At 65.3% G+C, this 13,303-nt stretch carries 11 protein-coding genes and 1 tRNA gene; 6 read left to right on the top strand and 6 right to left on the bottom strand.

Annotated features, from left to right (window positions below; genetic code table 11):
• The 3 genes from SGRAN_RS04060 to SGRAN_RS04050 form a co-directional block, all read right to left on the bottom strand.
• On the bottom strand, positions 1-1,674 hold the full coding sequence (locus SGRAN_RS04060) for a DUF885 family protein (protein ID WP_067180811.1): 1,674 nt from the start codon (positions 1,672-1,674) through the stop codon (positions 1-3).
• A 1-nt stretch (position 1,675) separates the two neighbouring features.
• The gene (locus tag SGRAN_RS04055) at positions 1,676-3,913 is read right to left on the bottom strand and encodes a S9 family peptidase (protein ID WP_067180807.1); all 2,238 of its coding nucleotides are present in this window, start codon (positions 3,911-3,913) and stop codon (positions 1,676-1,678) included.
• A gap of 83 nt (positions 3,914-3,996) precedes the next feature.
• Positions 3,997-6,840, bottom strand: a complete 2,844-nt coding sequence (locus SGRAN_RS04050; RefSeq protein WP_172709606.1) for a TonB-dependent receptor domain-containing protein — start codon at positions 6,838-6,840, stop codon at positions 3,997-3,999.
• Between the two features lie 461 nt (positions 6,841-7,301).
• Between SGRAN_RS04050 and SGRAN_RS04045 the strand changes: the two genes are divergently transcribed.
• A complete protein-coding gene (locus tag SGRAN_RS04045; RefSeq protein WP_067180801.1) occupies positions 7,302-9,002 on the top strand; it encodes a DUF885 family protein in 1,701 nt (566 codons plus the stop codon).
• Positions 9,003-9,119: 117 nt separating this feature from the next.
• Entirely contained in the window at positions 9,120-9,791 is a 672-nt protein-coding gene (locus SGRAN_RS04040; protein WP_067180798.1) for an alpha/beta fold hydrolase, read from the top strand.
• A gap of 177 nt (positions 9,792-9,968) precedes the next feature.
• On the opposite strand, the gene SGRAN_RS04035 is transcribed toward SGRAN_RS04040, so the two are convergent.
• Positions 9,969-10,045: transfer RNA gene (locus SGRAN_RS04035), tRNA-Arg, on the bottom strand.
• Positions 10,046-10,117: 72 nt separating this feature from the next.
• Here SGRAN_RS04035 and SGRAN_RS04030 point away from each other — a divergent pair.
• Both SGRAN_RS04030 and SGRAN_RS04025 read left to right on the top strand, forming a co-directional pair.
• Positions 10,118-10,879 (top strand): queuosine precursor transporter, encoded by a 762-nt coding sequence (locus SGRAN_RS04030; RefSeq protein WP_067180796.1) that lies wholly within the window; start codon positions 10,118-10,120, stop codon positions 10,877-10,879.
• Positions 10,880-10,885: 6 nt separating this feature from the next.
• Positions 10,886-11,284, top strand: a complete 399-nt coding sequence (locus tag SGRAN_RS04025) for a hypothetical protein (RefSeq protein WP_067180793.1) — start codon at positions 10,886-10,888, stop codon at positions 11,282-11,284.
• Here the strand turns inward: SGRAN_RS04025 and purQ are convergent.
• Together purQ and purS are read right to left on the bottom strand one after the other, a co-directional pair.
• Positions 11,246-11,911 carry a phosphoribosylformylglycinamidine synthase subunit PurQ gene (gene purQ, locus SGRAN_RS04020; RefSeq protein WP_067180790.1) on the bottom strand — a complete coding sequence of 222 codons (666 nt, stop codon included), beginning with the start codon at positions 11,909-11,911 and terminating at the stop codon, positions 11,246-11,248. The genes SGRAN_RS04025 and purQ overlap by 39 nt on opposite strands.
• A gap of 27 nt (positions 11,912-11,938) precedes the next feature.
• Positions 11,939-12,169, bottom strand: coding sequence for a phosphoribosylformylglycinamidine synthase subunit PurS (gene purS, locus SGRAN_RS04015; RefSeq protein ID WP_067105325.1), 231 nt, complete (start codon positions 12,167-12,169; stop codon positions 11,939-11,941).
• 205 nt (positions 12,170-12,374) lie between these two features.
• Between purS and SGRAN_RS04010 the strand changes: the two genes are divergently transcribed.
• Positions 12,375-12,548 carry a (2Fe-2S)-binding protein gene (locus SGRAN_RS04010; protein WP_067180787.1) on the top strand — a complete coding sequence of 58 codons (174 nt, stop codon included), beginning with the start codon at positions 12,375-12,377 and terminating at the stop codon, positions 12,546-12,548.
• A gap of 102 nt (positions 12,549-12,650) precedes the next feature.
• Entirely contained in the window at positions 12,651-13,133 is a 483-nt protein-coding gene (gene bfr / locus SGRAN_RS04005) for a bacterioferritin (RefSeq protein ID WP_067180784.1), read from the top strand.
• Positions 13,134-13,303: the final 170 nt, after the last annotated feature.

Genomic DNA, 13,303 nt, shown 5'->3' with positions numbered 1-13,303 from the left:
CTATTTCCCGTCCACCATCGCCAGATACTCCTGCTTCTGGAGCGCGATGGGCACATTGCCGTTGAGCCAGAGATAATCGTGGAAGCGCTTGAGGTCGAAATCCTTGCCCTCGCGCACCCGCGCCTCGGCCAGGAATTCCGCCGTCTGCATCTTGCCGATCTGATAGCTGATCGCCTGTCCCGGCGCGGCGGCGAAGAAGACCGCTTCCTCTTCCGCCGTGGCGCGGTCCATCGGCACCATCTTTTCCAGATAGTCCGCCGCCTCGGCGATGCTGAAGTCGCCAAGCGCCAGCTTCACGTCGACCTCGACCCGCAGCGCGCGCAGCCGGGCGAAATTGTAGATGATCTCGCGCGTCCGGGGCGCGTCGGCCCATAGGCCCGCCTGGAGCATCATTTCCTCGGCATAGAAGCCCGTCCCCTCGTTCGCGCCGCTGTCGTAATAATGGCGGCGCAGCGGGTTCGGATGCTTCCAGCCCAGGCTGAGCTGGAAGAAATGGCCGGGCACGCCTTCGTGCACGATGATCGGGCGCGGATCGCGGGTGATCGACAGGTTGAAATAGCCGAGCCCGGGCGACGGTTCGGGAAGATAGACGGTCGCATTCTGTCCGACGCGCGTCCGGCTCGTCAGGTCGAAGGTCCGCCCCAGCCAGCCGATCGGCGCCAGATAGGCCGGAAAGGGCTGGGCGTTATAATGGCCCACCCATTCGGGCACGGTCAGCAGTTTGCGGTCGCGCAGGAAGGCCCGGACCTTGCGTTCGTCGGCGTCGAGCTTCGCCGTCACCGCGTCAATCGATGCGCCGATCGGCAGTTCGGGCAGCCCCGCGTTGCGGTTGCGCTCGAGTTCCTCGAACAATACCGAGCGCGCCCATTCCTGCCGCCCCATCACCTGCAGTTCCTCGGGCGAATAGGGATAGAGGGCAACGCTGCCGAGGAAATAGCGATAGCTGTCGCGGCCGACCGCGGTCGCATCGGACAGGCCGGCGCGCCGGGCCTTCAGGAAGGCTTCGAAATCGGCGAAGGCCGCGATCGCCTTGTCGGCCGCAGCGCGGAGTTGTCGGCGCTGGCCCGGCGTCGCGTGCGGATCGATGCCGGCGATCATCCCGTTCAGGCTGGACGGGACCTGCGCGACCTGCGCGAGCGCGGCGTCGACGAACGGCCCGCGCATGTCGGTGAGATTGGTCTTGCCCGCAGCGAGAGTCGCCGGCGCGTGGCCGAGCAGCCGGATGACGTCGTCGATCCGCGCCCGTTCGAGCGGCGGCGGCGGCAACAGCAGTTCGAAGATCGGGTTCAGCGCCTGCGCAACATAGAAATGCGGCTGGCGCCGCCACGCGGCGACATGGTCGAGTTCCCAGCGCACGCGCGCCAGCGCCGATCCGACCAGCCGGTAATCGACCGTCTCGCCGACCGAGCGCGGCGCCTGCGCGAGCGCCTTCCACCGCGTTTCGAACGCCGCGAGCTGCCGCTTCTGGGCGTCGACGGCGGCGGGCGACCAGTCGGGCGTCCATTTTTCGGGACGCACGATCCGCGGAATGTCGTCGCTCGTCGCCGGCTGGGTCGTGGCGCGCCACGCCCAGAAGTCAGCACCCAGCGCCTGCACCTCGGCCTGTGCCGCGGCGCCCGTAGCCGACAGCAGCGCCGCGCCGCCGATCATCAGGGAAATCGCACGCCGCAGCATGTCACTCCCTGTTCTTCACATTGCGGTCGAAGAAATCGACCATCTTCTTGAAGGCGAAACGCGCCTGCGGCAGGTTGTCGCTGGCCCAGGCATGGTTGGCGCCGGGCAGGGTGACGAGTTCGAACATCTGCTCGCGCTGGATCATCCCCTCGATCAGCGCGATCGTGTCGGAATAGAGCACGACCGGGTCGCGCGTTCCGTGGATGATCATCAGCGCGTCCTTGATGCCCTTGGCCTGATAGAGCGCCGATTGCGCTTCGTAGCGGGCCGGCATGTCGGCACCGTCGGGCGGCCCCATGATCCACATCTGCGACGGATAGGCATGCCAGACGTTGGTCGCGGGCGCCCCGGCGATTCCGGCGGCATAGACGCCGGGCTTCTTCGCCAGCGACATGATCGTCATCAGCCCGCCATAGCTCGACCCCCAGATGCCGATCCGCCTGGGATCGGCATAGCCCTTCTCGACCAGATAGCGGACGCCGCTTTCCAGGTCGTTGATGTCGGTCTCGCCATAGCTTTGATATTGCGTCTGGTTGTGGTCGCGTCCCTGCCCCCACGATCCGCGGATATTGACGTTGAGGACGATATAGCCCTGCGCGACGAAATATTGGTCGAGGCCCCAGGTCGGGTGCGCGCGGCGGCCGCCCCACTGGTTGCGCACCGCGTCCGAATAGACCGAGCCGACGATCACCGGATAGCGTTTCGCGGGGTCGTAGTTGGCGGGCAGGCTCAGCCGCGCGACAAGGTTGGTGCCGTCGACATGGCTCGGAAACTCGACATAGCCGATGTTCGCCCAGGTTTGGGTATAGAATTCGGGTTGCGGCGACTTGGTGACCTGCACCGCTTTGCCCGGCTTCGCCGTGTCGATCAGGAAAAGCTCGGGCGGCGTGGTGTCGTTGCTGTACCAGTCGGCGATATGCCGGAAATCGGGCGAATAGACCGGCTGGTGCGTCCCGGCCGCGGCACCGCTCAACCGCTCGATCGCACCGCCCGCGACCGGCACACGATAGAGCTGGCGGTCGGGGATGTAGGATTCGTTCGCGGTGAAATAAAGCTGGCCGCGCTTGCCGTCGACCGCGAAGGATTCGATCTCCCACCGGCCGCTCGTGATCTGGCGCGGCGCTTCGCCCGCGGCGCGCTGGTGATAGAGGTGCAGCCAACCGTCGCGGTCGGTCAGGATGATCAGCCCGTCGTCGCGCGGCGCCCATGCGACCTTCCAGTCGGGGCGCAGATGCTTCGCCTCGCGCAGCTGATAGAAGGTCTCGCGCGTCCCGCTCGCGACGTCGAAGACATAGATGCTATGTTCCTTCGCCTCCATGTCGGAGCCGCTGACGAACAGGCGCTTGCCGTCGTTCGACAGGCCATAGTCCCAGATATGATCCTTGGCGTTCGGGCGCTCGAAAAAGCGCACGTCGCCCGACGCGAGGGTGACGACGCCGACCGTCGCCTTCGTCGTCTCGTCGCCCGGAAAGGCCCGGATGACGCGATTGTTCTGCAAGCCGCCCTTGGCATAATAATAGATGTCGCGCTCGGGCATGGCGCGGTCGTCGGATTGCTCGAAGGCGATCGCCTTGCCGTCGGCCGACCACTGGAAATCGCCGATATAGACCTTGGGATCATCGTCCCCCGCGACGCGGCGCGCGGCATTGCCGCCCTTCGCCGTGACGTCGCGGACCCAGAGCACGCCGCCCAGCGTCACGCGATTGCGCGTATCGACGGGGTTGCCGGAAATGAAGGCCAGCCGCGTGCCGTCGGGCGACACGGCAAGCTTGCGAACCGCCTGCTTGTCGGTTTCGACCGGCGTGACCGTGCCGTTCGCCTCGCGGATATGAAGCTGTCCGCCCAGCGTGAACGCCACCCGCCCCCGGTCGAGCGCGACCGCCTGCGCGATCCCCTTCTGCTCGGCCTCGGGCTTGCTGTCGCGGCCCAGGAAGGTGAGCCGCGTCTTCTTCCCCGTCCGGACCGAATAAGACCAGATGTCGCGGAAGCTGTAACCTTCGTCGTTCCACAGGAACAACACCGTGTCGCCGTCCGCCGCCCAGCTATAGCCTTCGGGCGTCGTTCCGATCAGACTCTTGGTGCGATAGAGTTCGTCGATCGACAGCGACGTCCCCGCCACCTTCGCGCCGCCGTGGACGGGGGCATGCGGTGCGGGGCGATCCTGCGCGCTTGCCGCCGTCGAGGAAAGAGCCAACGCCAGCGCAACGCCGACCGACCGGAACAGACCCACCTTGTTCATCTATCGCAACCCCAGCTTGAACGCACTTCGCACGGCGGCCCGGCCGCGACGGAATGATGCCGCCGCGGCCGGTGCCTTTCCACTCAGAAGTTCGCCCGGAACCCGATCGTGAACCGGCGACCGATGGCGTCGTAGGTTTCACGCTCGTAGAGGTAGTAGGGCGGATCACGGTCGAACAGATTGTCGACCGCTGCGAAGAAGCTGAAATTGTCCATCACGTCATAGTTGGCGCTGAGGTCGAAGTAATGGACGTCGCCGGTTTCGGGCACGGCGAGCAAGGGAATCGCCGCGCCCGAAGCCTTTGCTCCCGCGATTCGACCATCCTTCGCGGAACCAATGAAGCGGTGGCGGAGCGAAAGCTGCAGCTTGTCGACTTCCCAGGTCAGGCGCTGCGTGAAGCGCCACTTGGGGTTGGCCGTCGAACAGCTGCCGCCGCCGATGAAGCCGGCACAATTGACCGAGTTCGCGATCGGGCTGCCCTGCGTGATCGAATCAATCAGATAGGTGCCCGCCAGATAGTAGCTGAGGCTACCCGAACCCAGGCTGTGCCGGTAGTCGATACGATAGTCGATGCCCGACGCCTTCATGTTGGCGATGTTCGCGTTGAGCAGCGCAACGTCATAGAGCTGGCCGTCGGGGGTCCGCTTGCTGAGCGGCTGACAGAAGATGTTGCTCATCGACATGTTGGCATTGCACGCGTTGATCACCGACTGCAGGCCGCCGCCGAACGATCCGATCGCGTCCTTGATGCGGATATTGTAATAATCCACCGTCAACTGAAGGTTCGGGACGAAGTCGGGACGAACCACCGCGCCGACCGACCAGGTGTCCGAGGTTTCTTCCTGAAGGTTCGGATTGCCGCCGGTGATCGCGCGGATCTGCTGGTTTTCCTGCTGGAACACGTCGATGACGGCCCCCGGAACGCCCAGCGAGTTGACGCAGAAGTCGCGCTCCGCCGCCGTGCGTTCGGGCGTCGCGTTACAGAAGTCGACCGCCTGCGGCGCCGTGTTCGTCGCACCCGAATAGAGTTCGACGACGTTCGGCGCACGCACCGCGCGCTGATAGAGGCCGCGCAGCTTCAGGCCGCGGAACGGCGAATATTCACCGCCCAGCTTGTACGACCAGACCCCGCCCGCGGTCGAATAGTCGGAGTAGCGCAGACCGCCCTCGAACGCGAGCAGCTGGATCCCCGGCATGTCGGCGAGGATCGGCACATAGAGCTCGCCATAGAGTTCGGAGACGTCGAACGACCCTGCGGTCGGGCTGAGCCCCGCCGCACGCGACAGCGCCTTGCCCTGCACATAGAGCTGATCGGGATCGAAGGCGGAGCTTTCCTTGCGATATTCCGCGCCCAGCGCGATGCCGACGTCGCCGGCAGGCAGCGAGAAGAGCGACCCCGTCACGCTCGCGCCGGCCTGCTTCTGCCGGATCGTCGTGATGTTGGTGAGGTCGGTGTAGATATAGTTCATCATCTCCGGCGTCAGCGAATTGAGGCCGAAGGGATTGAGGACGACGCACTTCGGATCGGCGACCGCGCACTTGTAGGGATCGGTCGGATCGGTCAGGAAGCCGTTGGCGAAATTGTCGATGAGAACGCCGCCGCCCTGGACGTCGGTCACCTTGGTCTCGCCCTGGTTGTAGAAGACCTCCCACTTCAGCCGATCGGTCAGATTGCCGCGCAGGCCGACGACGAAGCGATAGAAATCGCGCGTCTGGTCACTGGTGCGCGACCCGCCGTCGAGCAGGCGCCGGTTGATGTTCACGGGAACCAGATTATCCCCATCGGCATCCATGTTGGCGCTCAGGAAATCGCGCAGCGTCGGCGCGAGATAGGGATTGCGCAGGTCGAGCTGGAACCCGGGGATGAAGCCCGAGCTGCTCATCGGCACGGCGCCCAGCGTCGAGTTGATCTTGCTGTGGACGTACGACCCTTCCCAGAAGGCCGTAACATCGTCGGTCACGTCGTAATGACCGATGACCGACCCCTGCCAGCGCTGCATCGGCATCTGCAGATTGGTATAGGGACGGTCGTTGAACCCGTCGCTCGCGCGATAGGCGCGCCACCCCTCGGGCGCGAAGAAGATGCCCGCGGTGCCGATGGTGTTGCCGTAGGGATCGGTGAGGCCGACCAGCTGCGGGCTGAAGATCGTGCCCTGCGGCGTCACGCCGTTGCCCGACGGGACCAGCACCGGCTTTCCGTCGACGATGGCGTCGGCCAGATAGACGACCGCATGATCGCGGGCCGCGCCCTTGACCATCGCACGATCGTAATAGCTGCCGTGGAAGACGATATTGCCGCGGCCGTCGGCGAAGTTGCCGCCGACGGTCAGGTCGACGTTGTAGCGCTGCGCGTCACCCTCGTCGCTGATGCCGTATGAACCGCCGATCTCGAGTCCCTCGAAATCGTCCTTGGTGACGAAGTTGACGACGCCCGCCATCGCGTCCGAACCGTACACGGCCGAAGCGCCGCCGGTGACGACCTCGACCCGCGACACCAGCGAGGGCGGGATCATGTTGAGGTCGACGACGCCGTCCTGCGACGCGCCGACGATGCGGCGACCGTTCTGGAGGACCAGCGTGCGCACGGCGCCGAGGTTGCGAAGGTTGACCGTCGCCGACCCGTTGCCGGAGTTGGACTGCGCGCCCGACCCTGAGACGGCCTGCGGCAGCGCGTTGAGGAGCTGCTCGCTCTCGACCGTCGCCGCCAGCTTGATCTCGCTCTCGCCGACCACGTTGACCGGACTGTTCGAATCGACGTCGGGGCGCGGAATGCGCGACCCGGTGACGACGATGCCCACGCTGTCGTCGGCGATGCCGTCATTTTCGGAACCCGGGGTCTGGGCCATGGCCGTCCCCATTACCGCCATCGACAGGAAGAGCGCCGATCCGCCCCGCAATCCCGCCCGAATGCCTGCAACCCGCTTCATATCCATGCTCCTAAACTCCCCGAACTGGAAACCCGTCTGTGACTTCCACGGTCGCCGGCATTGATTACCGCCATTCCTGTGAACAGTTGCGTGATTTTGAGCATAATGTGAAGCGACAGTCAATTCCGCGACATAAAAAAATGTGAAAACTGTCACTTTTGAAGCAAGCAGCCTTCCCGGACGAGAGACCCTTTCCACTCTGCCGAAGGGTAAGAAACAGATAATATGCTGATATATAAAGCTATATTAGAACGATCGCTCTGTCCACGCCACGACCGCGATCGCCCGCCGCCTGCTGCGGCGGCTACAATTCGCCGGCCGCCGCCGATGCCGTCACCCAGCAGTAAATGGTCTCTTGACCTCGCGCCACAAGCATTACATCATAACCAAATTCACGCGTTTTTAGAACTAAATTGAAACTGCCGGCCCGGTCACGGCAGATACACGGGAGGAGACGATCCATGCGCAAGGCATCCATCCTGGTCATCGCGGCGCTGCTGGCGGGCGCGAGCAGCCCGATCCCCGTCGCCGCCGCGGCCACCCAACAGGCGGCGCCCGGCCCCGACAGCCCACCCGACGGCCAGGGCAGCTACGACGATCTCGTCACGCTGTTCGCCGCCTTCACCGAATGGAAGACGCCCACGGCCGTGAACGGCGTGGTGGATTACAGCCCCGCCACCGTCGAGAAGCGCCGCGCCGAGCTGCGCGCCTTTCAGGCGAAGCTGCCCGATTTCGGGGTCGCGCGCTGGGACCGCCACCGGCAGGTCGACTATCTGGCCGTCCGCGCGCAGATGGACCTGATGGACTTCACGCTCAACGTCACCAAGCCGTGGGCGCGCGATCCGGGCATGTATGTCGACGAGCTGCAGCGCCTCGCCTACACCGACCTGCCGCTGAAGGGCGACGCCCTCACGGCGTTCCAGGCGCGACTGCGGACCATTCCCGCCTATCTGGCGCAGGCGCGGGTCAATCTCGATTCTGTCGCGGCCGATTATGCCGACCTGGCGATCCACAGCCTGTCGCATGGCGACGGCGTCGGTCACGGCATGCCCTATCGCGCGGTGGAGCCCGAGGGGCTGATCGGCTGGTTCGCCGACCTGCGCGGGCGCGCCACGACGCAGCAGCCCGCACTGGTGGCCGACATCGACGCGGCGCAAAAGGCGATCGCGGGTTTTCGCGACTGGCTCGTCGCATCGCGACCGACGATGACCGCGCAGGCCGGCGTCGGCAAGCCCGCCTATGACTGGTTCCTGAAGAACGTCCGGCTGATGCCCTATGATTCGGACCAGATCGTCACGCTCGCCGAGCGTGAGCTCGATCGGCACTGGGCGAACTACACGACCGAGCGGCACCGCAACCGCAATCTGCCCGAGCTGCAGTTGCCCGGATCGGCCGAGGAATATGAGGCGCAGCTCGCCGGGACCGACGCCAAGATCCGCAAATGGCTGCGCGACGAGGAGATCATCTCGATCCCCGACTATATTCCGGATAGCTATCAGGAGGTCGGCTTCAACGCCCCGTGGATCGTCCGGCCGAACGGCCCGATGTTCTGGGAACAGGTGCAGTTCCGCGACGCCTCGCCCGACCATCTTCACGCCACCTTCCCGGGGCACCGGTTCGATGGCATGACGGGCAAACGCGTGACGCACCCGATCCGCCGCCTTGTCAGCGACAGCGGGCGGACCGAGGGGTGGGGCTTCTATCTCGAGGAAAGCGCGCTCCAGCTCGGGCTGTTCGACGACCGGCCGCGGACGCGCGAGCTCATCTACATCTTCGGCCTGTTCCGCGCGGCGCGCACAATCGGCGACGTGAAGATGCAGCGCAACGAGATGAGCGTCGAGCAGACGATGAATTTCTGGAAGGAATGGACGCCCTATCTCGACGACAATGTCGCGCGCGTCGACGCGGGCATCTATATCCGCCGTCCTCCCGGCTATGGGATGACCTACACGATCGGGGCGATGCAGTTGCAGAAGCTGCTCGTCGACCGCAAGCGGCAGCTCGGCGACAAATTCTCGATCCGCGACTATCACGATTATCTGATGAACACCGGCCGCCTGCCGGTCTCGCTGCTGCGGTACGACCTCACCGGCCACGACGACGAGATTCGCCAGCTCTGGCGGCACGTCCCGCTGTCGACGCTGGGTGGCAGCGCACACTGACGGCCGCACCGCCCGCGCAGCGGAGGGCGCAGCCGAAACCGCGCCCCCGGGGCGTGGTAATGGGGTACTGCGCGTCGCGCTGGTGACGAAGGGCATCGGTCGTGCCAAAGCGGGTCGATGGATATTCTTCTCGTTCCCGGCTTCATGCTCGACGCCGACCTGTGGAGCGATATGCGTCCCGGCCTTGCACGGCTCGGCCATGTCGTCGATGCCGATACGACGCGGGACGGTTCGATCGAGGCGATGGCGGACCGCGCCGTTCAGTCGATGACCGAACCCACCCTGCTGGTCGGCTTTTCGATGGGTGGATATGTTGCCCGGCAGATCGCGTATCGGGCGCCGGAACGGGTCCTTGGCCTTGCGTTGATCGCGACATCGTCCCGCGGCAGCACCCCGCGCGCGCCCACGCAGCTGGGCCGGACGGGCTTTCGCGAACTCAGCCGCGGCGCGGTCAGCCGCTCCCTTCATCCGGCGCATCGCAGCGACGAATTGATCGCGCGCGTCCAGCGGATGAGCAGCCGCCTGGGCGGCGACGTCTTCGATCGCCAATCCCGGCTCCACCGCGACGACGACACCGCGCGCCTCGGCGAGATCAGGTGCCCGACGCTCGTCGTCGCCGCGGCCGATGACGAACTGAGATCCGTCGAGGAAAGCGTGACGCTGCACGAGCATATCCCGCAATCGACGATGACGATCATCGATCGGACCGGCCATCTGATACCTCTGGAACAGCCGGCGCAGCTCATGGCAGCGCTCGAGGCGGCGTTCCGACACCTCGCGAATGGTTGAGCCGCAGCGCTTGGGGATCGCTGACCGGCAAAGGGAATCGGCTCGACACGAACAGGCGCACGGTCGATGCGTGCCAGCTTCGACGCCACCATCGGTCCAGCCCAGCCGGACGAGGCCGCGCGAATAGTCGAAGTCGCGATAGGCCCCACGGTACGGGGATCGACGTCCAAGAGAATGTGGCGCGCCCGGCAGGATTCGAACCTGCGACCACCCGCTTAGAAGGCGGGTGCTCTATCCAGCTGAGCTACGGGCGCGCGGCGCGGTCGGCGCCCGCTGGCGCATAGCGTGGTTTGCGCATCGCGCAAAGCAGGTTAAGCAGCAACGCCATGCCCGACTCCCCCGTCTCCCTTTCGGCCGCTTCGGCCCGGCCCGCCCAGGTCAGCGCCGCCAGCGTCCGGCACTTCCGCTATTACGACCTGGTGATGGCGGCCTTCGTCGCCATCCTGCTGCTGTCGAACATCATCGGCGCCTCGAAGCCCAGCTACATCCCGATGCCCGACGGCAGTCAGTGGGCGTTCGGCGCCGGCGTCCTCTTCTTTCCGATCAGCTACATCATCGGCGACGTGCTGACCGAGGTCTATGGTTATGCGCGCGCGCGGCGGGTGATCTGGACGGGCTTCGCCGCGCTCGCCTTCATGGCCTTCATGGCGTGGGTCGTCGTCGCGCTGCCCCCCGCCGACGGCTGGCCCGGCCAGGCGAGCTACGAATTCGTCTTCGGCAACAGCTGGCGCATCGTCATCGCCTCGATGACCGCCTTCTGGGCCGGGGAATTCGCCAACTCCTATGTTCTCGCGCGGATGAAGCTGTGGACCGGCGGGCGCTTCCTGTGGATGCGCACCATCGGGTCGACGATCGTCGGCCAGGGTCTCGACAGCCTGATTTTCTACCCGCTCGCCTTTTACGGGCTTGCCGGATGGCCGCCCGACCAGTTGATGCAGGTCGTGCTGTCGCAATGGTTGATCAAGACGGGCTGGGAAGCCGCGCTGACCCCCCTCACCTATTGGGTGGTCGGGACGCTGAAGCGCCGCGAGGGTGTCGACGTCTTCGACGAAGGCACCGATTTCAATCCCTTCGGCGCCAGAGGCTGAACCGGCATGACGCTGATCGAACTGGCCTCGCTGTTCGAGGCGCGGAAGGTCTCGGTCATCGAGGCGACCGGGCTCGACAAGGATGCGCTGCACATCTATTTCGGCCTCGCGCTCTTCCTGCTCGTCCGGCTGATCTGGCGCTGGCGCGGCGGCTGGCTCGTCGCCTGGCTGGCGGTGCTCGCGATGGCGTGCGGCGGCGAATGGCTCGACATGACGGTCGAGGCGAGCGACGCCGCGATCCAGCCCGACGCGGCGCACTGGCACGACATATGGAACACGATGTTCTGGCCGACGATCCTGCTGCTCGTCGGGCGCTGGCTGCACCCGCCACGCGGCGATGCGCCCGGGGCGCTCGATCCGGTTGCCTCAGGCGAGGACGCCGAGCGCGGCCTCGAACAGCCTTAGGCCGTCGGTGCCGCCGTGCGCGGGGTCGATCGCGCGCTCGGGGTGCGGCATCATGCCCAGCACATTGCCGGCATCGTTGAGCACCCCGGCGATCCGCCGCGCCGATCCGTTGACCGCATCGGCATAGCGGAAGGCGACGCGCCCCTCGCCTTCCAGCCGGTCGAGCGTCGTGTCGTCGGCGAAATAATTGCCGTCGTGGTGCGCCACCGGGATCGTGATCGTCTCGCCCGCGCGGTAGCCGGCGGTGAACAGCGACTGGCTGTTCTCGACGGTCAACCGCACGCTGCGGCAGACGAAATTCAGTCCCGCGTTGCGCATCAACGCGCCGGGCAGCAACTGTGCCTCGGTCAGCACCTGAAAGCCGTTGCAGACGCCCAGCACCGGAACGCCGCGCCCCGCGGCCTCGGCAACCGCGCGCAGGATCGGCGAGCGCGCCGCCATCGCGCCCGACCGCAGATAGTCGCCATAGGAAAAGCCGCCCGGCAGCGCGATGAAGTCGGTCCCCGCGGGCAGTTCACTCTCGCGGTGCCAGACCATCGCCGGGGCGCGGCCGGTCACGGTTTCGAGCGCGACCGCCATGTCGCGGTCGCAGTTGGAGCCCGGAAAGACGATGACGGCGGTCTTCATGGGCGTGGCTCCTTCGGTATCGGCCGGTCAGGCGCGGGTGATGCGGTAATTTTCGATCACGGTATTGGCGAGCAGCTTCGCGCACATCGCGTCGAGGTCGGCGTCGGTTACGTCGTCGGCGACGTCGAGTTCAATGAAGCGGCCGGCGCGAACGTCCTCGACCCCCGCGAAGCCCAGCCCTTCGAGCGCGTGGTGGATCGCCTTGCCCTGCGGATCGAGCACCCCGGGCTTGAGCGTCACATGAACCTGGACTTTCATGGCGGCGAACCTTTGCGAAGCAGCGTGGGAGAAGGACCGCGCCTATGCCCGCGAATCGCCGCGCGGGCAAGGGGCGGCGAAAACGGAGCGGCGAGCGAAAAAACGGCGGCGAGCCACGAACCGGGATTGCGAACCAGTCGCATCTTTGTTGTTGCGAATCCTTCGCACTATCTCTAGAGGAAGGATTGTTGAGAGGGATTCGCACATGGTCGTCTGTGTCTGCAACGCAATAAGGGAACGCGAACTGCGCGATGTGGCGCGGAATGGCGAATTGCGCAGCGCCAAGGCCGCCTATGCGCAATTGGGTCGCAAACCCAAGTGCGGCCAGTGCCTGTCATTCGCTCGCAATATCATCAGCGACGCCGCGGCGACCGCCTGATTTTCCTAGGATTTCCGTCCTTTTTAGCCTTGGCCTGACCGGGTCCGGGCGGCTATGATGCCGCCCGCCATCCCACACCCGGACAATGACAGGACAAGACGAATGAAGGGCGACGAAAAGGTCATCGATTTCCTCAACGAGGCGCTCAAGAACGAGCTGACCGCGATCAACCAATATTGGCTGCACTATCGCATGCTCGACAATTGGGGCGTCGCGCGGCTCGCGCACTTCGAGCGCGAGGAATCGATCGACGAAATGAAACACGCCGACAAGCTGGCCGACCGCATCCTCTTCCTCGGCGGCCTGCCCAACTTCCAGATGCTCGGCCGGCTGCGTGTCGGCGAAACGGTCGAGGAAATACTGAGGGCCGACCTCGCGCTCGAGGAGGAGGCGATCCCGCTGCTCAAGGACGCGATCGCCCATGCCGAAGGCGTGCGCGACTATGTCAGCCGCGACCTGTTCGCCGACATCCTCGAAAGCGAGGAGCATCATGTCGACGAACTCGAGAAGCAGTTCGAGATGATCGAGCGGATGGGGATGGAAAATTACATCCAGCTCCAGTCGAAGCCCGCCGGGGACGATTGACGCATCCCGCAAGGAGGCGCCGCGAAGGCGCCTCCGGCACGGATTTCCGCGAGAATCGGAGGCACCTTCACGGTGCCTCTTTTTTTGCTTGTATTTGCGATTAATTCTCAATAGCACGGTGAGGCAGTCACCTCCTGCCGGCTGCTGCGAAAGCGGCAGCCGGCACCTTT

The organism is Sphingopyxis granuli, assembly GCF_001559015.1.
Lineage (GTDB): Bacteria > Pseudomonadota > Alphaproteobacteria > Sphingomonadales > Sphingomonadaceae > Sphingopyxis > Sphingopyxis granuli.
Note: the sequence above shows the minus strand (reverse complement) of the source record. Positions and strands in the feature narration are given on the sequence as shown.